The organism is Planomonospora sp. ID82291 (assembly GCF_015711645.1).
Taxonomy (GTDB): domain Bacteria; phylum Actinomycetota; class Actinomycetes; order Streptosporangiales; family Streptosporangiaceae; genus Planomonospora.
In genome coordinates this window covers 1,811,615-1,831,501 of the sequence record NZ_JABTEX010000001.1, presented here as the reverse complement: position 1 = coordinate 1,831,501, position 19,887 = coordinate 1,811,615, and the positions used below count along the sequence as shown (strand labels likewise).

At 72.4% G+C, this 19,887-nt stretch carries 20 protein-coding genes and 1 tRNA gene; 6 read left to right on the top strand and 15 right to left on the bottom strand.

Features of this window, described 5'->3' with window-relative positions; translation table 11 throughout:
* Positions 1-120: 120 nt before the first annotated feature.
* A complete protein-coding gene (locus tag HS045_RS08125; protein ID WP_196450503.1) occupies positions 121-1,380 on the bottom strand; it encodes an esterase-like activity of phytase family protein in 1,260 nt (419 codons plus the stop codon).
* A 112-nt stretch (positions 1,381-1,492) separates the two neighbouring features.
* Here HS045_RS08125 and HS045_RS08120 point away from each other — a divergent pair, with 112 nt between their 5' ends.
* The 3 genes from HS045_RS08120 (at position 1,493) to HS045_RS08110 (ending at position 3,994) form a co-directional block, all read left to right on the top strand.
* Complete coding sequence (locus tag HS045_RS08120) at positions 1,493-1,969, top strand: SigE family RNA polymerase sigma factor (RefSeq protein WP_307827417.1); 477 nt, start codon at positions 1,493-1,495, stop codon at positions 1,967-1,969.
* 119 nt (positions 1,970-2,088) lie between these two features.
* Positions 2,089-3,510, top strand: coding sequence for a hypothetical protein (locus tag HS045_RS08115; RefSeq protein ID WP_196450501.1), 1,422 nt, complete (start codon positions 2,089-2,091; stop codon positions 3,508-3,510).
* Between the two features lie 10 nt (positions 3,511-3,520).
* Positions 3,521-3,994 carry a MaoC family dehydratase gene (locus tag HS045_RS08110; RefSeq protein WP_196450500.1) on the top strand — a complete coding sequence of 158 codons (474 nt, stop codon included), beginning with the start codon at positions 3,521-3,523 and terminating at the stop codon, positions 3,992-3,994.
* Between the two features lie 114 nt (positions 3,995-4,108).
* Here HS045_RS08110 and HS045_RS08105 read toward each other — a convergent pair whose 3' ends face one another.
* Both HS045_RS08105 and HS045_RS08100 read right to left on the bottom strand, forming a co-directional pair.
* Entirely contained in the window at positions 4,109-4,744 is a 636-nt protein-coding gene (locus HS045_RS08105) for a response regulator transcription factor (RefSeq protein WP_196450499.1), read from the bottom strand.
* A complete protein-coding gene (locus HS045_RS08100; protein ID WP_230883475.1) occupies positions 4,741-6,126 on the bottom strand; it encodes a histidine kinase in 1,386 nt (461 codons plus the stop codon). The genes HS045_RS08105 and HS045_RS08100 overlap by 4 nt, the downstream gene beginning before the upstream one ends.
* A 131-nt stretch (positions 6,127-6,257) precedes the next feature.
* On the opposite strand from HS045_RS08100, the gene HS045_RS08095 reads away from it, so the two are divergent.
* Complete coding sequence (locus HS045_RS08095; protein ID WP_196450497.1) at positions 6,258-6,806, top strand: hypothetical protein; 549 nt, start codon at positions 6,258-6,260, stop codon at positions 6,804-6,806.
* Between the two features lie 259 nt (positions 6,807-7,065).
* Here HS045_RS08095 and HS045_RS08090 read toward each other — a convergent pair whose 3' ends face one another.
* On the bottom strand, positions 7,066-7,332 hold the full coding sequence (locus tag HS045_RS08090) for a hypothetical protein (protein WP_196450496.1): 267 nt from the start codon (positions 7,330-7,332) through the stop codon (positions 7,066-7,068).
* Positions 7,333-7,465: 133 nt separating this feature from the next.
* Here HS045_RS08090 and HS045_RS08085 point away from each other — a divergent pair, with 133 nt between their 5' ends.
* Both HS045_RS08085 and HS045_RS08080 read left to right on the top strand, forming a co-directional pair.
* Positions 7,466-8,062: a hypothetical protein gene (locus HS045_RS08085; protein WP_196450495.1), complete on the top strand. Its 597-nt coding sequence runs from the start codon at positions 7,466-7,468 to the stop codon at positions 8,060-8,062.
* A gap of 145 nt (positions 8,063-8,207) precedes the next feature.
* Positions 8,208-8,283 (top strand) — tRNA-Arg (locus tag HS045_RS08080).
* 51 nt (positions 8,284-8,334) lie between these two features.
* Here HS045_RS08080 and HS045_RS08075 read toward each other — a convergent pair.
* The 11 genes from HS045_RS08075 to HS045_RS08025 all read right to left on the bottom strand — a co-directional run bounded on the left by HS045_RS08075 (position 8,335) and on the right by HS045_RS08025 (position 19,879).
* Positions 8,335-9,777: an integrase gene (locus HS045_RS08075; RefSeq protein WP_196450494.1), complete on the bottom strand. Its 1,443-nt coding sequence runs from the start codon at positions 9,775-9,777 to the stop codon at positions 8,335-8,337.
* Positions 9,777-9,971 carry an AlpA family transcriptional regulator gene (locus tag HS045_RS08070; protein WP_196450493.1) on the bottom strand — a complete coding sequence of 65 codons (195 nt, stop codon included), beginning with the start codon at positions 9,969-9,971 and terminating at the stop codon, positions 9,777-9,779. The genes HS045_RS08075 and HS045_RS08070 overlap by 1 nt, the downstream gene beginning before the upstream one ends.
* A 23-nt stretch (positions 9,972-9,994) precedes the next feature.
* The gene (locus HS045_RS08065) at positions 9,995-11,518 is read right to left on the bottom strand and encodes a YfjI family protein (RefSeq protein ID WP_196450492.1); all 1,524 of its coding nucleotides are present in this window, start codon (positions 11,516-11,518) and stop codon (positions 9,995-9,997) included.
* Positions 11,515-12,411, bottom strand: coding sequence for a bifunctional DNA primase/polymerase (locus tag HS045_RS08060; protein ID WP_196450491.1), 897 nt, complete (start codon positions 12,409-12,411; stop codon positions 11,515-11,517). Before HS045_RS08060 ends, HS045_RS08065 begins: the two co-directional genes overlap by 4 nt.
* On the bottom strand, positions 12,408-13,961 hold the full coding sequence (locus HS045_RS08055) for a DNA cytosine methyltransferase (protein ID WP_307827416.1): 1,554 nt from the start codon (positions 13,959-13,961) through the stop codon (positions 12,408-12,410). Before HS045_RS08055 ends, HS045_RS08060 begins: the two co-directional genes overlap by 4 nt.
* Positions 13,962-14,004: 43 nt before the next feature.
* Complete coding sequence (locus HS045_RS08050; protein ID WP_196450490.1) at positions 14,005-14,841, bottom strand: phosphoadenosine phosphosulfate reductase; 837 nt, start codon at positions 14,839-14,841, stop codon at positions 14,005-14,007.
* 5 nt (positions 14,842-14,846) lie between these two features.
* Complete coding sequence (locus HS045_RS08045; protein WP_196450489.1) at positions 14,847-15,065, bottom strand: hypothetical protein; 219 nt, start codon at positions 15,063-15,065, stop codon at positions 14,847-14,849.
* A 140-nt stretch (positions 15,066-15,205) separates the two neighbouring features.
* Complete coding sequence (locus tag HS045_RS08040; RefSeq protein ID WP_196450488.1) at positions 15,206-17,488, bottom strand: FtsK/SpoIIIE domain-containing protein; 2,283 nt, start codon at positions 17,486-17,488, stop codon at positions 15,206-15,208.
* Positions 17,485-18,654: a DUF2637 domain-containing protein gene (locus HS045_RS08035; protein ID WP_196450487.1), complete on the bottom strand. Its 1,170-nt coding sequence runs from the start codon at positions 18,652-18,654 to the stop codon at positions 17,485-17,487. Before HS045_RS08035 ends, HS045_RS08040 begins: the two co-directional genes overlap by 4 nt.
* Positions 18,654-18,806, bottom strand: coding sequence for a hypothetical protein (locus tag HS045_RS08030; RefSeq protein ID WP_196450486.1), 153 nt, complete (start codon positions 18,804-18,806; stop codon positions 18,654-18,656). The genes HS045_RS08035 and HS045_RS08030 overlap by 1 nt, the downstream gene beginning before the upstream one ends.
* The gene (locus tag HS045_RS08025; protein WP_196450485.1) at positions 18,803-19,879 is read right to left on the bottom strand and encodes an NUDIX domain-containing protein; all 1,077 of its coding nucleotides are present in this window, start codon (positions 19,877-19,879) and stop codon (positions 18,803-18,805) included. The genes HS045_RS08030 and HS045_RS08025 overlap by 4 nt, the downstream gene beginning before the upstream one ends.
* Positions 19,880-19,887: the final 8 nt, after the last annotated feature.

The window sequence follows — 19,887 nt, the reverse complement described above, 5'->3', positions numbered from 1 at the left end:
GCCACCCGGTCACCGATGGCGGGGGTCCGCATCCGCCACCCGGTCGCCGATGGCGGGGGTCCGCATCCGCCGGTGGGGCGCCTCGGCGGTGGACGCGCGGGTCGGCGCCGAGGGGACGCCTCAGCGGTGGACGCGCGGGTCGGCGCCGAGGGGGCGCGCCAGCCGTACGGTGATGAACTCGTTGTCGTCGGGCGCGCCCGGGGTGCGGCCCGAGGAGAACGGGAAGTTGTTGTCGTCCAGGACGCCGAGGGTCCGGTCGTCGAGGATCACCACGTCCTCGATCGTCTGGAACGGGAACCGGAAGGTCTCCCCGAAGCCGCCCAGGCGGCGCGGGTTCGCCAGGTCGAGCAGGTCCGCGACGAGGGTCTTGCCCAGGTCCGGCCTCCGCAGGTCGATCAGATAGATCTTCTTCGTTTTCGCCGCGTCGCCCTGGAGGTTGTCCCGCTCGATGACCAGGAACCGGTGCCGGTCCACCGCGATCATGTCGCCGATCGCGTGGTCGGCGCCGTCCAGCGTGTAGTTCCAGCGCCTGCCGGTGTAGGCCTGCCTGCGCAGGTCGAACTCGTTGATCCGCAGGGTCCCGGCCGGGTCGCCGGCCACGGTGCCCTCCAGCAGGGGGTACAGCGTGCGGCCGTCGACCGAGCGGGCCATGCCCTCGAAGCCCTTGCTCCGGCCCAGGGTGGGCTCGGCGCCCTCCAGGGTCGGGTTCTCCGGGGCCTTGACGTCCGGCAGCGGGACCGGCGCCTCCAGGAGCCTGCCGGAGGGCGAGACGTGCAGCAGGAAGGGACCGAACTCGTCACCGATCCAGTAGGTGCCGTCGGCGGTCCGCACGATCGACTCCACGTCGAAGTCGGCGCCGGTCAGCTTCCGGTCCGCCCGGGTCAGCGGCCAGGTCACGTGGCCGTCCGGGTCGCTCAGGTCGAACCCGCCCAGCACCCGGACCGCGCCCCGCCGGAAGTCCGGTTTGATCCGGTGCACGCGCAGCAGGAAGTCTGCGCTGTTGGCCTTGGAGCCGTAGCCGTTGTCGGACAGCACGTCGAAGGTGCCGTCGTGCCGCCGCACGATGCCGCTGAAGCCCTGCACCGGCTGCCCGGTGAACGGCGGGGTGACGCCGTTGACCGGGGCGGTGCCGAGCCGGGCGCCGGAGGCCTCGCTGCCCGGCACGAACGTCAGCGCGGGCAGCGCGGCGAAGCCGGTCAGCGTGGCGCGGCCGAACCCGCCGGACCCGCCGGAACCGCCGTGCCCGCGTGCCGCCGCGTCGGCACCGGCACCGGAATCGGCACCGGAGTCGGGGCCGGCACCGGGGTCGGCTGAGGCCGGGGCGGTGAGGGCGAGAGAGAGTACGGCTGCGCCGACCGCGGTGGCAAAACGTCGTTTCATGCCGGGAACGCTAGGAGTAGGGGATGAAGCGCCGGACAACACCGGATGTCCGTTTGCGAGCCGTACCCGAATGTCGTGCAACAGAACGGGGCCCCGCCGCGTCCCTGGTGCTGTGGAGTTCGCAGATTTCGTCGCCGCGCGGGGAAGCGCGCTGTACCGGTACGGCTACGTGCTCACCGGAAACGCCGAGGACGCGGCCGACCTGACGCAGGAGGCGCTGATGCGTCTGGGCGACGCCTGGCCGCGGGTGCGAAGACGCGACGACCCGGAGGGGTACGCCCGCACGACCATGGCGCGCCTGCACATCAGCGCCTGGCGGCGGCTGCGCCGGGAGCGGCTGGTCCCGCAGGTGCCCGAGGCGGCGTACACCGACGGCGCGGGCGACGACACGGGCCTGTGGAACGAGCTGAAGGGCCTGCCGCCCAAGCAGCGGGCGGTCCTGGTCCTGCGCTACTACGAGGACCTCCCGGACCAGGAGATCGCCGCGCTGCTCGGCGTCTCCCGGGGCACGGTGCGCAGCCAGGCCGCCCGCGCGCTCGACAAGCTCAGAGTGCGGGTGGCGGCTCTCGAACCGGGGCGGGTCGGATGAACGGTTCCGGGGATGAGGAGGGGGCGATGGCGGGCGGTTCCGGAGGCGAGGCGGGGCCGGTGCGCGGTTCGGGGGATGAGGCGGGGCCGGTGCGCGGTTCCGGGGATGGGACGGGGTCGATGGACGACAGGAGCGAGGCGGAGCTCGTCCGGGTCCTGGCCGGCGTGGCGGAGGCCGCGCCCGTGCCGGGACCGGACCTGCTGGAGGCGGTCCGGCGGCGGCGGGAGAGGCGCAGGCACAGGCGTGTGCGGTCGGCTCTCGCGGTCGCCGGGGTGGTCGCGGTGGTCGGCGGCGGAACGGCGGCGGCGCAGGTCTTCTCCCACAGGGGCGGAGAGGGCCCGGTCCTCGGCGACGTCACGGTGACGGCCTCGCCGGAGGGTACGGAGGACCCCGCCCGGGAGCCCGAACCCTCCCCCGCGGCCCCGAGGCCGGAGATCCGGCCGGCGGCGGAGGTCTGGCCGGCGGCGGTGTCGAAGATCCCGGCCAAGGCGGCGGACGGCTGGAAGTACCGGCCGGTCGCCGCGCTGAGCGCCACCGAGCTGCTGCTCTCGGCCGAGTCGTCGTTCGAGAAGGCGGGCCGGTTGGAGGTCTACGACACCGCGGCGGGCCGCAGCACCGTCCTGACGGAGATGCCCGGACCCGCAGGGGTGAAGGGCTACTACGCGCAGACGGTCGAGCCGGGAGCCGAGTACGTCGTCTGGTGGGGCGAGACGCCCAACGACCGGGACCGGTGGGCCGACTTCTGGGTCGCGCCCCGCTCCGGCGGCCCGGCGCGGCGGGTCGGCGAGGTCACCGGTGACCTGGCGGAGGTGGAGCGGATCGGCGTCACCGCCGACGCCGTCGTCTGGTCGGTCAGGAGCGGCGGAGTCCACCGCCTGCCGCTGGCCGGCGGGGCGCCGGAGCGGGTCGCGGGGACGGACGGGCTCCACCTGCTGTCGTGGCCGTGGGCGGTGGACCTGGCGACCGGTGCGGAGGCCGGCGGCGGGGACGGGAACCAGACCCGCACGGTCAACCTGGAGACCGGCGAGGTGATCGAGATTCCCCTCCCGGAAGGGGCACGGGGCGTGCGCTGCGGGCCGGTCTGGTGCTTCGGGCGGATGGAGGAGGGGAGTTTCGTGCAGCGGACGGACGGTTCCGGCCACGAGGTCCTGCGGGGGGACGTCGACAACGGCGGATGGCCGCTCCTCGGTGACCGGTTCGGGCGTCTCCAAGCCCCGGTGCGTCCGGGGGAGGCGGAGTACGTTCCCGTGGCCGCCGTCCACGATCCGGTCTCCGGGGCCTTCGCCGGGATCTCCGCCATGAGCGAGGACGGGGCCGGAGGCTTCGGGACCGGGACCTCCTCCTCGCCGCCCTCGATCGTCTACTGGGACGAGGACGGGAAGAACGTGCGGACGTGCCGTACGGCTCGGCCCGAGGACGCGTCGGGTCCGGCGGAGGCGTCGGTCCATCCGGAGGCCGGGGTGTCCTGCACGACGACCGGGAAGGGCGGCGGCAAGACGTTCACGGTCCTGAACCTTCTCGCGGTCCCGGAGACCGAATAAAGTTCCGGACATGAGGATCTTCTCGAACATCCAGGAACTCAAGGCCGCCGTCGGCGAGCACCTCGGCCACACCGGGTGGCGGACGGTGACCCAGGAGCAGGTGAACCTGTTCGCCGACGCCACCGGCGACCACCAGTGGATCCACGTCGACGTCGAGGCCGCGGCCAGGGGCCCGTTCGGCGGGACCATCGCCCACGGCTACCTGAGCCTGTCGCTGCTGCCGTCGTTCATGATGGAGCTGTTCCGGGTGGACGGCCTGGCCATGGGCATCAACTACGGTCTCGACAGGGTCCGCTTCCCCTCACCGGTCCCGGTGGGGGCGCGGGTGCGGTGCGGGGCGGAGCTCGTCGACCTCAAGGGCACGCCTTCGGGCTACCTGTCGAAGATCAAGATGACGGTCGAGGTCGAGGACCGGCCCAAGCCCGCCTGCATCGCCGAGACGCTCTCCCTGTACGTGCCCGCCGAGACGCCCGGGGACGCCTGAGACGGAGGAACCCGGCGCCCGCCCGGGATTCTTCCGGGCGGTGGTCCGGCGCCCGCCCGGTCCCCGGCCCCCGGCCGGCCGTCCGTCCGGGGTCTCGGGCGGCCGACCGGTGCTTCAGGACCCCTCCGCGAGCTCCTGGGCCAGGATCGCGGCCTGGACGCGGCTGCGGAGGCCCAGCTTGTTCAGCACCCGGCTGACGTGGGTCTTCGTGGTCGCCTCCGCCATGTCCAGCTCGCGGGCGATCTCCGCGTTCGACAGCCCCCGCCCGATGCACGCCAGCACCTCGCGCTCGCGCGGGGTCAGGCTCTCGACCTCCTGGAGTCCCCGCCGGGGGACGGACGACCGGAACTCCGAGATCAGCCGCCGGGTGACGGCGGGCGAGATGAGACCGTCGCCCCGGGCCACCACCCGGACGGCCTCCACCAGGGCGTCGGCGTCGGTGTTCTTGAGCAGGAAACCGGCGGCTCCCGCGCGCAGCGCCCCGAAGACGTACTCGTCGACGTCGAAGGTGGTCAGGATCAGCACGTCGGCGACCCCGCTCAGTTCACGGGTGGCCGAGATGCCGTCCAGCTTCGGCATCCGGACGTCCATCAGCACGACGTCCGGTCTGAGCGCCGTGGCCATCGTCACGGCCTGCTCGCCGTCCGCGGCCTCGCCGACGACCTCGATGTCGTCGTGGCCGCCGAGGATGAGGACGATCCCGGTGCGCACCGCCGCATGATCGTCGGCGACCAGGACACGGATGGTCACGGGTTCTCCTCACGGGAAGGGGCGGCGGCCGTGTCCACGGGCGGGGGAACGACCGGGCCGGAACGGACGGTCGTCGAGTGCGGGGCGGCCTGCGGGCCCGGAACGGTTTCCGGGTGCGGGGCGGATTGCGGGCCCGGAACGGTTTCCGGGTGCGGGGCGGATTGCGGGCCCGGAACGGTTTCCGGGTGCGGGGCGGATTGCGGGCCCGGAACGGTCTTCGGGGCGGCCCGCGGTTCCGGGGCGGCCGGCCGGGAGGGCAGGGCCAGCGTGGGCAGCACGGCCCGCACCCGCCAGCCGCCGTCGTGCGGTCCGGCGTCCACGAGGCCGTCGACGAGTGCGGCGCGTTCCCGCATGCCGATGAGGCCCGCTCCCGCACCGGGCAGGCCGGGCCTGACTCCGTCGACGGGGTTGTCCACGGTCAGCACGACCTCCTCCGGCCGGTAGGCGATCACCGTCTCGACCGTCCTGCCGCCGTGCTTGAGCGCGTTGGTCAGCGCCTCCTGGACGATCCGGTAGCCGGCGAGGTCCACCGCGGCGGGCAGCTCACGGACCTCACCCTCCACGCGCAGCCGTACGTCCAGCCCGGATTCGCGTGCCCGCTCCGCCAGCCGGCCGGCCTCGGCCACCCGGAGCCGGACGGTCTCGACCTCCTCGCCCTCCTGCCGGAGCAGCCCGATCATGGAGCGCATCTCGGCCATCCCCTGGACGCTGTTCTCCCGCACGGACTCCAGCACCTGCCGCACGATCGCCGGGTCCAGGTCCCTGCGCGAGAGCACGGCCGTGGACTGGATGGCGATCGCGCTGAAGTGGTTGGCGATCATGTCGTGCAGTTCCCGCGCCATCCGGGCCCGTTCGGCCTGCACCGCGGTCTTCCGGTCCAGCTCGGCCAGGCGCGCGACCTGCTCGGCCCTGATCCGCTCGGACGCCGCCTGCTCCTCGAACTGCCTGATGATCACCGCGGTGATGACGGGGGTGACCCCGACGAGGCCGGCCTGGACCAGCGCGACGGCGAAGAGCGCCAGGTCCCGGGCGATGAACCCGGCCACCGCGCCGCCGACGACGGCGATGACCGAGGTGATGCCGAGCATCCACCGGCCCAGCGGACGCGGGCCGTACCGGACCGCGGCGTAGAGGTTGTCCGTGACGATCAGCACGGTGCCCAGGGAGGGGCCCATGAGGAGGTCCGCGACGAACGCCACGACCCCGAGCCCGAGCGAGAGCAGCGGCCGGGTCCGCCGTACGGCGACGCCGAGGCAGGCGACCAGGAGCGGACCGACGAACCAGTGCAGCGGGGTCCCGTGGTCCACACGGGATCCGGCGGCGAGCAGAACGAGGCCGACGGCGAGGCACAGCACGGCCCCCAGCGCGTCGTTCCGTCTCATGTGCTCCATCCCATCACCCCGGAGCGGCTGATCCGCCCGGCTCCGGCAGGACCGGCCGTACATCCAAGGATGTAGGCGGATTCGTCGGCGGTGACGATGACCGGGCGGCCCCGCCGGGTGATGCTGGAACCATGGTTCTGGCAGTGATCATCGCGTGTGAGGTCGGCTTCTGGGTTCTCCTGGCCCTGGGGCTGACCTCCCGCTACCTGTGGGGCATGCGACGGCTGAGCACCGTCCTGCTCCTGTGCGTGCCGCTGCTCGACGTGATCCTGCTGGTCACCGCCGTGATCGACATGCGCGGCGGGGCGCAGGGGAGCTGGCAGCACGGCCTGGCCGCGGCCTATCTCGCCTACTCCGTCGTCTTCGGCCACCGGACCCTGAAGTGGGCCGACGCGAAGTTCGCCCACCGCTTCGGGGGAGGCCCGGAACCGGAGCGGCCTCCGGCGGGCGGAATGGCCCGGGCGCGCTACGAGTGGGCCGTGTGGATCAGGATCGTCATCGCCTACGGCATCGCCTGCGCCGTGCTGTACGGCCTGATCCGGATGGTCGACGAGCCCTCTCGGACGGCCGCCCTGAGTGAATTCATGATCGGGGCTTCGCGGGTGCCGCTGATCGCCCTGCTCTGGCCGCTGAGCTACACGCTGTTCCCGAAGAAGGTCCCGGACGGCTCCCGGGTGTGACCTCCGGGACGCCGTATCCCGCGCCCGCCGCGGCCGCCGGACCGGCGATGGACCCCGGACCGGCGATGGAGCCCGTGCCCGCAGCGGGTCCGGTCTCCATCGTGGGTCCGGGGTCCGTGAGGGGATCGGCCTCCGGCAGGGCCCCGCGTCCGTCGCGGGTCCGGGGCCGTGGCCGGCCCGGTGTCCCGGAGCTCCGCCGTTTCCATCGTGTGCGCGGCCTCCCGGCCCTTCCGGGCGCTCGGGTTCGGGCGCCCACGGCTCAGTTCCCCCGCGCGTACGCCAGGATCGCGAAGACCAGACCGGCCAGGGAGATCAGCGCGGCGATCGAGGGGAGCGGCCAGCGGGCCCGCTCCAGCGCGCGGATGCGGAGCTCGTGGTCGTTGACGTCCTCGGCGACCGACGTCATTTTCGCGTCGACGTGGTCGATCTTGGCGGTGTGGCGGTGGACCTTCCCGCCGAGGGACTTGAGCTCGTCGTAGACCTCACGAACTCCGATCATTATGGAACCGAGGTGATCGGCGCGCATCGGCACTCCTTGGGGCAGGACGGGACAGTTACAATGGATTATCTGCCGTTAGTTGTCTCCTGTTACGGGTTTCCTCTGTATTGTTTCCTTTGACCTGCCATTACCTGTCTTGTATAAAGAAGGAGTGCCATCCATGGATGAGCGCGAGACGCCCCGGCGGCGTCTGGCGCGCCTGATGACCGAGCGGCGGGACGAGCTCGGCCTCTACTGGAACGACGTCGCGGAGCGGGCGGGGCTCACCAAGGAAGGGCTGAGGTCGGTCAGAGGCGGCGTCGGCACGATGCGTCCTCCCACCAAACGCGGCATCGAGACGGCGCTCCGGTGGACGCGAGGCAGCGTGGACCGGATCCTCGAAGGCGGATCCCCCGTCACCCTGGAGGCGGAGACGGCCGTGCGCGCGGCCGCGCCTCCGGCGGCCCGCATGCCTTCCCCGTCCGACGACACGGTGCTCGGAGCGCTCGGCGCGGAGGTCGACGCCGGGATCCTCCGTTCGCAGCTCGGCGCCCTGCGCGAGGCCGGCCTCCGCACCGGCCGGACCCTGGGGGACATGCTCGTCGAGGGAGGATACGTCTCTCCTCTGGACCTCGCCCGTACGGCCCGCCTCCCTGATCCCGTGGTCGGGGAGCTCGAGGACGACCCCGACCTCCCCGACGAGGTGAAGCAGCGGATGCTGGAGGGGTACCGCGCCCTCCGGCAGGAGATCGCCGAATCCCTGCGCAAGCCGGACTGATGCGTCCCGGAGCCGGAGGCCGGACGGGGCGGTGGTCCGGGGCGCCGCGTCCCGCGGTGCTGATCAATTATTGGCTCAAGCACCTCCATGGGGTCTGGTAGAGTTCTCTCTGTCGCCGGTCACCTCGGGTGGGCGGGACAGGCAAGCGGCCGTAGCTCAATGGATAGAGCATCTGACTACGGATCAGAAGGTTAGGGGTTCGAGTCCTCTCGGCCGCGCCAAATGAAAGCCCAGATCATCAGTCGATGACCTGGGCTTTCTTGCGTTCTGGATCAGTTGCCGGTGTCCGGCTGTGTCCGGCCGTCGTCCGTTGACTCCGGTTGATCGTGCCGAATGCGTGCCGAAGGTTCCTGCCTCAGAACTTCGCTGATCCGGCGCATGGAGACCTCATCCTGACCGACGAGGCACTTGGCGTAGGTGCGCAAGAGCACTTCCACGCTGTTGCCCGCCCACTCGGCCACCTGCTTCGGTGAGACGCCCGCGTTGAGCCAGGTGGACAGGCACGCATGCCGGAGGTCGTAGACGCGCTTGGCCAGCGGTGAGGTGTACTCCTCCGGGCTGAGGGCGGCGCGGCGTGCCTTGTCCCAGACGCGTTGGATGGTGCTGGTGGCCAGCACGCCGCCGTGCGCGCCGTAGAAGATCCGTCCGTCCGGACCGGCGCCGAAGGTCTTGAGGTGCTCACCCAGGATGGTCACGAGTTCGGGGGCGCACGGGACCGGGCGGCTCTCACCCTCGGGACGGTGCTTCAGGCCGCGGTCGTCGCGCTGCTCACCGGTGTCGGTCCACTCCCTGCCCGCGTCCGGGGTGGCTCTGCTGAAGTACAGCTCACCCCAGACGCCCGGAGCGTCCGGCAGGGTCAGGTTCTTCTCACGGAGGTTGACGGCCTCCTCAGGACGCAGGCCGGCGAAGTAGATGACGGCGAAGAACGGCATGAGCAGGGGGCCGCTCGGCTTCTGCTCCCGTACGGCTTGCAGCAGGGCGCGAGCCTGGTCGGGGTTGACGACGGATCGCCGGTCCACTTGTGAGGTGGTCTTGGTCGCCTTCCACTTCAGGTCGGGGATGGGATTCCTGCTCAGGAGCTTCATCTCCACGGCGTAGGCCATTGCGTTGGACAGGATGGTCCGGTGCTTGCGGGAGGTGCTCGCGGCGACCCGCTTGCCGTCGAGCCGGGACGTGGCGGCGTTGAGCAGTGCTCGCGCGGTGGCGGGCGCCATGAGCGCGGAAACCGGCAGGCTGTTGCGCGTCACCCACGCCAGGACGTCGGCCGTCCGCTCCGGGCAGTCCTTGCGTTCCTTGGTGTTGAATCCCCACCGGCGGAGCGCGGTCCGGATCTCCTTGGCGTTGTAGGGGCCCGTCGTGCCGTTCAGCATCGCGGGCGTGGCCAGCGCCAGCGCGTAGGCGATACCGGCGCGGTGCTTGGCGGATGCGTCCTTCCACTTCATGTCCACGTAGGCGCAGGCGAAGTCGTACCAGTTCATTTCCGCCTGACTCGTGCGGCCCCATGAGACGGGCTCGCCGGTGTCCAGGCTGAAAGCCTCCCCAGTGCGCGCGGCGGTGACGAGACCGCTCCGGTAGGTCTCGCTCTGCGCGCGGTTCCGGAACGCCTTCTTCCACGGCTTGCTGTCCGTCTTCCACCGGACGTAGTAGGTGGTGACCTTGGCGCCCTTGTAGACCTCGGTCTTGTAGACGCGGACGTTGTAGGTGATGTCCTTCATCAGGCGGCGTCCTCCAGAGCGTTAAGCCACCGCTCGAAGTCGGCGCGGCGGATGCGGAGGTCCCCATTGGGGAGCTTCAGGCAGCGCGGGGCACGCCCTTTCGCGCGCCAGTCGTAGAAGGTGGACCGGGAGATCTGGAGCTCCTCGCAGAGTTCGGCGAGGGTGAGCGTTCCTCTCGGCTTGGCCGTGGCCATGGTGGCTGTCTCCTCTTCGGCGGTCAGGCGGGGCGGTGCAGGTCGGGGTGGACGGCGTAGCGGGGTGAAGGTCGGCGGCCGGGACCGGTGCGGGGTGGTTCGGGCTCGCGCTGAATCCAGCCGAGTTGCTCCAGCAGTTCGAGGGCCGGTTCCAGATCGGCGACCTTGCGAAAGCGGCTCCGCGGGAGCGCGGTGAATGCCTCCCGGACCGTGAATCGCTCGGGTCGGGTGCGGGTGAGCCATTCGTGGAGGGTGCGGGCGGCTTCCTGCTCGGGGTCGGCGCCCATGGCGTCGAAGGCGGCCAGCGCGTGGGCGGTGAAGTACTCGCCGAGCTCCATCGCGGCGGCCATGGTGGCGCCGTCGATGGGGTGGCGCCAGCCGTCTTCGATGTGGCCGGCCAGGTGCAGCAGTCCGGCGAGCCGGGCAACCGCGCCGTCGAACTTGGCGGCCCAGTCGGCGATGTGGCCCAGGTCGCCGGTGTGCGGGCGCAACCGGGGTTCGGTGTGGCGGCGCTGCTCGGCGAACAGCTCGGCGGCCTCCGGCGACAGGACCAGGCGGGCGGGGTCGGTCCAGCCGTGCATGGTCAGCACGAGCCGTTCCAGGTTCGTGGCGTAGGTCGCGGTCACCAGCTCCGGGATCGGGTCCGGTTCGATGGTGCGGAATCCGACGTTGGAGGCGGGCAGGCTGTAGAGGATGCGGCCCAGCAGCCCTTTGCCGCGGAACCCCGGGGACTTGGCGATCTCGGTGATGATCTCGGGTTGGACGGCGAGTCCGAGCGTCAGGGCGGGGTTGTCGACGCGTTCGCGGCGGTCGCGCCGGTCCACAATCAGCAGGTCTCCGGCGTGGCCTTTGAGGAACAGGTCCAGGTTCGGGGTGCCGGAGTAGCGGCCGGCCAGGGTGGCGAAGATGCCGCCCTCGGCGCTGAGCACGGCGAGCCGCCCGCCCTGCTCGGTGAGCAGGGTCGTGGCGGTCTCCGGGGTGGCGTCGTCGGAGACCAGCCGGGGCTCTACCGGCACCGTGATGGAGTCCACGGCCAGGGCGGCGCTTTGGGCTTCGGCCAGCGCGGCGGGCATGGCCTCCCCGCGGGCGGTGGTGGCCTTGTGGGTGGCCTTCTCCGCGGCTTCCTGGGCGACCTTCTGCGCGATGCGCGCTTCGGTGATCTGCGGTTTGACCTGCTCCTGAAGGATCTTCTCGGCGGCCAGCAGCGGGGAGACGATCGCGCGGAACACCGGGGACTTGCGGGAGCCGGGCGGCATGGCCACCACGGTGTAGATGTTGACCGGCTCGGACCAGGTGCCCCGGACGGTGACCAGGGCGCGCCCGCCGGCGGCCGTGGAGATGGCGGCCAGGGCGGTGCAGCCGGGCAGGTCCGGCGGGGTCTGGGTCTCCTCCGCCAGCGCGTTCACGAAGTCGGCGAGCCAGCTCGGGAAGACGTGGGCGGGGAAGACGGGCAGCGCGGGCCGGGCACCGAGCGGCACCGGGGTCTCCCAGGTGCGCGGCGCGGCGGGCTGCTCGTCGGGCCAGGGCGCGGCGTTGTCGGTGCTCATGCGGCGCCCTGCCGGGGGCGGCGCTGGCCGGCGTCCAGGCCGGATCGGATGGTCGCAGCCACCTCGCGCGGCGGGAGCCCGGCGGCGTGACCCGCGCTGGTGAGGGCGTCTTCGGCGAGCGGGCGGGGCAGGAGTCCGGCGCCGACGAGCTGGCCGAGGGCGAACGCGGCGGCGTTCAGGGTGTGGTTGCGGGAGCCGGGCGCGGCGGTGCGGACGCGCTCGGTCTCGCCGTGCAGGGCGGCCAGGGCGTAGCGGGTGGGCCGCTGCCCGTCGTACGGCAGGGGCACCGGCGCGGCGGACGGCGGGGGCGGGTCGGGAACGGCGAGTCGGGCGACCAGCCATTCGGGCAGCGGCGCGGGCTCTGAGGCGTCCAGCACGCAGTAGGCGCCGGTGCCGTCGGGCAGGGTGACGTGGCTGCCGGGGCCGACGACGTAGCCGCCGCAGGCGCGGGTGTCGATCAGCCATCCCAGGGTGCCGCTGGTGTTGCGCAGCCGCACCCCTACCGGGGCGGTGAAGTACAGGTGCGCGCCGCGGCGGCGGGTCAGCACGGTGAACGTGCGGTCGGGCCGGGGCTGCCGTGCCTGCTCGCACAGGTGGGTGAAGACGGCCGAACCGTCCACGATGCCGGGCAGGTCCCACACGGGCGGGGGCGTCTGGTCGGGCTTGGGCATGTCCAGGTCGATCACGACCAGGCGGGACGGGCCGCAGGCGACGCCGATGTTGAACGGCGTGTGCGACCAGACGCGCCGGATGAGGGCGGGGTCGGCGGTGGCGTGGCGCTCCCAGTCGGTGAAGCCCTTGACGGGCCGCTTGTCGCCGGGAGCGACGGGGAAGACGTGCCAGCCGCGGGCGGCGCAGGCCAGGGCGTAGCGGAGCAGCTCGGGGGCGTTCATGCGGCCACCTCCAGGTCGGTGCCGGTGATGGCTTCGACCAGGGCGGAGATGAGGACCTCGGCCACGGGCGGGGTGACGGCGTTGCCGTACTGGCGCACCCGCTGCCGCTTGTTGCCCAGCACCCGGTAGCCGTCGCCGAAGGCCATGGCGCGGCCGATCTCGGCGGGTTCCAGCATCCGGAACCGCACGTCGTCCAGGTCGATCGCTTCCGCGTCGCCGGGGTGGGCCAGGCCGTAGCGGTCGCGGGTGGTCAGCGCGCCCACCGGCTGAGCGGCGGGGCAGGCGGTGCTGGTGCCGTAGTACGGCACCAGCAGCGCGCCCGACTCGTCGGGCGCCGTGACCAGGCCGTGGTGGTTGCCGGAGGCGGTCACCGTGGCCAGCGCGTCGGCCACCGGCCGCGCCACCGAACCCCCGCCCCGCAACTCCGCGATGAACGCCCCCGCCGCGTCGGGGAAGGCCAGACCGGTCTCATTGCGGGTGGTCTGGGTGCGCAGCGGCAGCGCGGCCGGGCTTGCGGTCTTGCCGTCGCGGCCTTCGACCGGGACCAGCAGCGGCGGAACGGCCAGACCGTCGTTCTCGCGGGTGGTGCGGGTGGGCATCGGCGCGTTGATCGGGCTGGCCTGGTCGCGCCAGGTACCGCCGGCCGGGGCCAGGATGGGCCCCCAGTAGCGGGCGATCCCGGCGCGGATGCGCTCCATCGTCGCGTCGGCGAGCGGCTCGTCCCGGTCGCCGATCCGGGTGCCGGGAAGACTCCAGTCGATCGCGGCGGCGGCCGGGAGCACCTCGGGTTCGACCACCGCGCCCCGGCAGGCGGTGTGCGGGCAGCGGTAGAGGTACTGCTGGCGGTAGCGGCCCATGTCCCGGCGCGGGTCCTTGAACACCTGGACGGCGTCGATGCGCTGGCCGCAGGACGGGCACCACGCCTTGGGGCGGAGCCACTTGTCCCAGTCCGGGGTCCTGCCGATCGACTCGTGCCAGTAGGCGACGTACAGCCGGTCCCGGGACTGCGGGGCGGCCGGGGTGCGGACCGGGCGGGCGTGCATGCTGTTCAGGGCGATGATCCGCGTGCGGTAGCCCAGGGCGTGGATACGGCCGATCCAGGTGTTCCAGGCGTCCCAGGCGCGGCAGTCGATGACGTTCTCGACCACGCCGGCCAGCACCCGCCCGCCGCGCGCGGCCACGCCCTCCAGGTAGAGCGGGACCTCCTCCATGAGGGCGCGAGAGCGCTCGTCCTCGGCGGACCGGGCGGTGCCGGGCACCTCGAACAGGGAGCCCTGGCGGGTGTTGTGGAAGTCGCGGCGCTTGCCGCGGGCGCGGCTCCACTTCGGGCACTCGGGGGAGGCCCAGAAGAGGTCGGCGACGGGCCAGCGGTGCACGGGGGCGGTGCGGATGTCGCCCTGGTAGTGGTCGGTGGCGGGGAAGTTGGCGGCGTGGGAGGCGATGGCCATCTCCCAGTGGTTGGCGGCGCGGGTCACGGTCACACCGGGCACGGCGTGCGCGCCCTGGGACGAGCCTCCGGCTCCGCAGAACCAGTCCATGACGGTCAGCACGAGGTCTCCTGTCGGGAAGCGGGGGCGGGAGTGGGGCGGCCGGTCATGTGAAGCACCAGCCGGAGTCACAGGTGCCGTCGCCGAAGTCCAGCGGCAGCACGTCATCGGTGGACACCACGTCGGCGAGCGGGGCCGCGTGGCGGGTGAGCCACACCGGGTCCTTGCCGAGGTCGGACCGGCGGGCGTTGAGCGTGGCTTCCAGCGCGCAGGCGCGCTCGAACAGCTCCGGTTCGCTGCGGCGCATCTCCGCCCAGGTGGTCAGCCGGTGGAAGGGGCAGAACCAGCACGAGGACTTCGGCGGGACGGGCAGGTCGGCGGAGCGGATGATGCGCGGGCAGTCGGCGCGCCGGATGCCCAGGTCCAGCAGGGGGTAGACGATGCGCTCGTGCGGTTCGCAGCGCCGGTTGTTGGCGCGTTCGATCTCGTCCACGCTGATGCCGATACCGACCGTGGCCGGGTTGTCTGCGGTGGCGCCGTGGGCCTTGAGCCATCGGCCGATGACCCGGATCTTGAAGTCCGCGGTACAAGAGCGGGTGCCAGGGGCGCCATTGGACATGCGGACCGGGATCGGCAGGGAGCGGGACCCGGGCTTGGTCAGCCGACCGTAGAGGGTTTCGGTGGAGCCGTCGCGGCGGGTGCGGGCGAGCTGGTGCAGGGCGATGCCGTGGGCGGCGGCGAACGGCGCGGCGTGCTCGGCGATGTAGCGCAGGGTGGCGGGGTGTTCGGAGTCGTCGCCGACGTTGGCGAACAGGAAGATGCGGAACGGCAGCTCTCCGCGGGCGGCGAGCACGAGGGCGGCGGTGGACTGCCAGCCTCCGCCGTAGCTGAAGGTTTCCAGGGCGGCGCCGGATGCGGTGGGAGCGGCGGGCGCCGTGGTCATGGCGGTCATCGGGTGCCGTCGCGGTGGAGGCGGCGGAAGTGGGTGTAGAGCTGCCAGCCGATGCGGGGGCGCATCCCGGTGCCGGAGCAGGCGCGGCAGGTGCGGTTCTTGCCGCCCGGGGCGCACCGGCGGCAGATGCCCCACGGGGAGATCAGGCACCGGGCGATGTAGCAGAGTGTGACGATCAGTAGGCAGAGGACTAGCAGGATGATGGCGGATGCCATGAGGGCCTCCAGGGCCGTTTCCGAGGTTGTCGCAGGTAGGGCGCTAGCGCACTAGGCCCCTGGTAGATCCAGAAATGGGGTGCTAGCGGGGGTGCTAGGTCTAGCGGGGTCGCCTGCTAGACCTAGCGCCCTTCGGCGGGTCAGGCTCCGGTCCCGGACCCCTTCTTTCCGTCACGCTCGGTGATGGCTGTGGTGATGTCGTCGCGGACGATGCCGCGCCGGTTGGCGCCCTTGCCGCCCCCCTCGGGGGTGCCCCACACCTGGCCCGTGCGGATGCCGTACGGCTTCAGAGCGGTGGTGAGCTGCCCGGCGCGGGCGTCGCCCTCCAGCTCCATCCAGGGGCCGTAGACCTCCGGGCGCAGCTCGGCCAGGCGGGCCACCACGGTCTCGCTCCAGCACTTGGGCTCGTGCACCACGGCGGCGATGTCGGCCAGCAGGTTGAACGCCGGGCCGGTCTCGACGGACGGGGCCTCGCCCAGGGCGTGCCCGGACAGGGTGCCGGCCTGCTGACGCAGGGCGCGGGCGCGCAGTGCGATCTTCTCGGCGGTCGGGGCGTCGATGTAGACCGACCGCACGATCTTGGGGTTGTCGCCCTCGCCGGCGAAGTAGCAGATGCCCTTGTCGGTGAAGGAGAACATGGTGGCCCGGATGCCGTTCTTGTGCGCGGACGTCCCGAGCACCATGTCGTTTTCGGTGTGGCCCATGACCTTTAGGCACAGCCGGATCACCGCGTTGGCGGAGATCCCGGTGGGCAGCGACTTGGCGTCCGGGCGCTGGGTGGCCACCACCAGCACCATCCCCAGCGCGGGGCCGCGCTTGACCAGGTCGGTGCAGATGGCCTCGAACTCCTCGCCGTGCTTGGGGTGCTCGAACCACACCTGGCACTCGTCCACGAAGATGCCGATGGGGTGCAGCCCCAGACTCTTGTTGCCAGCCAGGGCGGGGGTGACCTTGTTCTCCGGGCAGATGTCCTTGGGCAGGTCCCGGATCACCTTGGCCCGGCGGCGCAGCTCGTCTTTAAGCCCGCGCATGGCGGCCAGGGCGTAGGTGATGTCCTCGTCTTCCTCGCCGGCGCGGTAGCGATGGGCCACGCACTCCAGCGGCGACAGGTCGCCAGTGCCCTTCAGGTCGAACAGGTACAGCGCCGAGCGCGGGTCCATCGCGAAGATCAGGGCCAGCAGGCGCAGCAGGAACGTCTTGCCCATGCGCGGGATGGAGCCGATGACGACCGAGACGAACATCAGCGTCAGCGCGCTCCAGCGGCCCCGCTGGTCGGTGGCGAACGCGGTGGGCGTGAACAGGTCCACCTGCCCGGACCTGAGCAGCGGCCAAGCGGGCTGCTTGGCCTTGTTCATGTCCTGGTCACCGACCCACAGCAGCATGCGGCCGGTGTGCTCCTCGGGCACCACCTCGGGCCAGACGCAGCCCAGCGGGCGGCGCAGACCGGAGGCGAGCTTGTCGCGCTTTTCCATCACCTCGGCGACGGTCACGCCGTACGGCAGGTCGATATCGGCGCGCCAGCCGGGGCCGTCGCGGTGGATGGGGTTGACGAACTTGATGCCGTCGCGCGGGTCCTTGGCGATGGCCTGGTTGATGGCGGCGATGCCGAGCGCGCCCAGCGCCCGGACCACGATGTCGCTGGTGAGCTTCTCGCGCACCGTGGGCAGTACCGCGCGGTCGATCAGCGGCTTGTCGGCCGGGCGGCCCAGGATGCCCAGGGCGGCCAGAGCCAGCGCGAGCGCCGCCCACTGGGCCGCGGTGGGCGCGGCGGTCATCAGGAGGGACGCGATCAGCAGCGTGACCAGCGCGATCCCGGAGACCCACACCCGCAGCCGCACGCGGGCGTCGCGCTGGCGCGACAGCTTCAGGTACTGCTCGGGGTCGGTCTTTTCCACCGCGGCGCGGCGGACGGGCTCGCCCTCCAGATCGAAGGTCCAGCGGACCATGCCGCCGACTAGGCGGACCAGACCGCGCGGGGAGCGGGCCAGAAGGCGCCCGGCGTACAGCGGGGAGCGGGTGATCTGGTAGCTGGCCACGTAGGCGTAATGGGCGGAGACCCATTTGAGGGTGGCGATGGCCTCGTTACGCGAGCGCAGCCACAGCGGCACGATCCGGCGGCGGGTCTTGGCCTTCTCCGCCAGATCGGCCAGCCAGTCGCGCTCCGGCTCGCCGGGGGCGTCCACCCGGATGATGTCGCCCTCCAGAACCGGCCCGTCCGCCGGACCGGTCAGGGCGGTCGGGGTGGTCATGGTGGGCGGGTAGGGGTGGCGGCGGTCGCGGGCGGTGGTGATGGGCACCACGTCGGCGCCGGGGCCGTCGCCGTCCGGTCCGACCGGCGGACGGACCGGCAGCACGGTCAGCTCCAGGGGGGCGGTCGGGTCGGTCGGGGGGTGGCCGTTGGTCGTGGTCGGGAAGTCGGTCATGATGAGGTCACCTCGTTGCCGTTGATGGGTGCGGGGTTGCGGGGCGCGGCTTCGGTTTGGCGACTGGGGGCCGCGTCCCGTACGGGACGGATCTGCGACGATGTGCGGTCGGACCGCGTCTCGTCGGTGTGCTCGGGGTCGTCGGTGCGCAGTCGGGCCAGCAGCGCGGCGGCGCGGTCGGTGGAGATGGACTGTCCGCTCGCTCGGATGGCGGCGATCAGCCGGTCACGGGTGACGGTCAGCCCTTGGGCGGTCAGGTCGGCGGCCACGGTCCGGCCGATCGGCATGAGGTCGTCCACGTCCGGCGGCGCGGTCCGCTTGGTGGCGGTCCGGCGGCCGGTCGAGGCAGCCGGGACGGCGGTCCGCTTGCGCGGGGCGGGCGGCAGTGCCGGACGGTCGGCGTCGGCGGATACCGGGGCGGGCGGGTCGAGGCGGACGGTCTCCACGTGAAGGGCGGCGGCGTCAGCAGGGGTGTGGATCGGGGCGTCGGCCGGGGCCAGCTCACCGAGCCGGTACAGGGCGCGCTCGCGGCGGGTGGCCTTGAAGCGCCACAGCCGTCCGTACCGGTCCTGAAGGTCGGTGCGGGCCAGCACGCGCTCTTTCTCGCGCTCCAGCGCCACCGGGTAGGAGCGGACCTCCCACAGCACCATGCGGCGCCACAGGGCGAACGTCGAAGGGGTGGCCAGCAGCCAGCGGGAGGCGCGGATGCGCTCCATGCGCTCGGGGTTGGCCAGGCCGGCGCGCTTGCGCAGCACGTGCGCGCCGACTTCCACGGCCACCACCCACAGCATGGGCAGCAGCGCGTGAGAGACGATGCCGAACCAGTTCACGCCGGTCGGGGTGTCCAGGTAGGGAGAGATGTTGAGGTAGATGGTGGCGCCGGTCAGCGCCCAGGGGATGAACCGCAGCCACCGCACCCGCATGTCGAGGCGGGCGAGCACGATGTCCAGGGCGGAGAAGACCGCGATGCCCAGGTCGATGCCGAGGGGGACGGTCCAGGCCAGGGCGCCGAAGGTCGGGGCGGCGGCGTCGGCGACGCCGTCGAAGCTGTTGACGAAGCCGAGCAGTCCGAGCACGCCCACGGCGCCGGTGGTGACCGCTACGGCGGCCTGCTCGCCCTCGGTCAGGGCACGGGGGCCGGTCAGGGACGGGGATTCAGCGGTCATCACGCGGCCCTCCTCACGGGGACGGTGGTCTCGGTGGGCAGGTCGGCGGCGTAGACGGCGCGGCGGCAGGTGATGCAGTGGAACAGCACCGGGCCGCCGTCCAGGCGGGTGCGGCAGCGCGGGCACGCCTTGGCGGGGATGATGCGGCTCATCGGTGGACTCCCTTCGGCAGGAGGGGCTTGGTGATGTCGCGGTGCTCGGCGGCGACGTTGATGTCGAGGTGGTCCAGCGCGGTGGCCAGGGCTTCGGCCAGTGCGACCGAGCGGTGCCGTCCGCCCACGCACCCGATGGCGATGCGCACGGGCTGGCCGGTGGGCGTCTGGGGCAGGAGCTTGACCGCCAGGACGGTCAGGTGGCGCAGGACGTCAGCGGCGCCCGGGGTGGTCAGGACGTGCTCGCGCACGATCTCGTCCAGGCCGGTGCGGTACCGCATGGCCGGGTCGTGATGCGGGTTGCGCAGCGCGTTGCGCACGTCGAGGGTGTGATCGGCTCTCGGCGGGGCGGCGTGGCCGTAGCCGAAGGAGATGACGACGACCTCGGGCGTGGTGTGCGTGGCGGCGGTCAGAACCTCGCGCAGCAGGCCGGTGTGGGCGGCGAACACGCGCCCGCCGTACATCGTGGCCAGGTAGCCGGTCAGGGTGGGGTAGCTGTCGGCGCGCACCCACGCGGCACGCTTGGCGTCGTCGGCGCCCTGTACGGCGGGCAGGTTGACGCGGGCGACGGTCCCCAGGTCGCAGCGGGCGGGCACGGTCACCATCCACGCCTCGTCGCTGGCGCGGGGGTCGGGCACGTACCGGGCCGGCAGCGGGCGGAAGCTGCGGCCATCGCCCCAGTGCAGGCCGGTCTCCTCGCCCAGCTCGCGGGCCGCGGCGTCGGCGGGGTCCTCGCCGGGGTCCACTGTGCCGCCGGGCAGCGCCCAGCCGTGGCCGTCGCCGCGCTCGACCATGAGCAGCCACCGGTGGCCGTGCTCGTCGGTGGCGGTCACGATGGCGTCGGCGCAGACCTGCTCGCCCCAGTGGCCCAGCTCGTTGCGGCCGTAGCGGATGCCGGTCTTCTCGCACGGGTTGACCGGGCGGCCGTCCACCACGGCGAACGGGATGAGCGCGGCGGCCTGCCGGGGAGCCCAGTCGATGCGGGCCGGGTCGGTGGTCGGGTCGGCCCAGCCGTCGCGGATGCCGCTGGTCAGGACGTCGGGGTGGGTGTAGGTGCGGGGGGTCTCGTTCATCGCAGGCT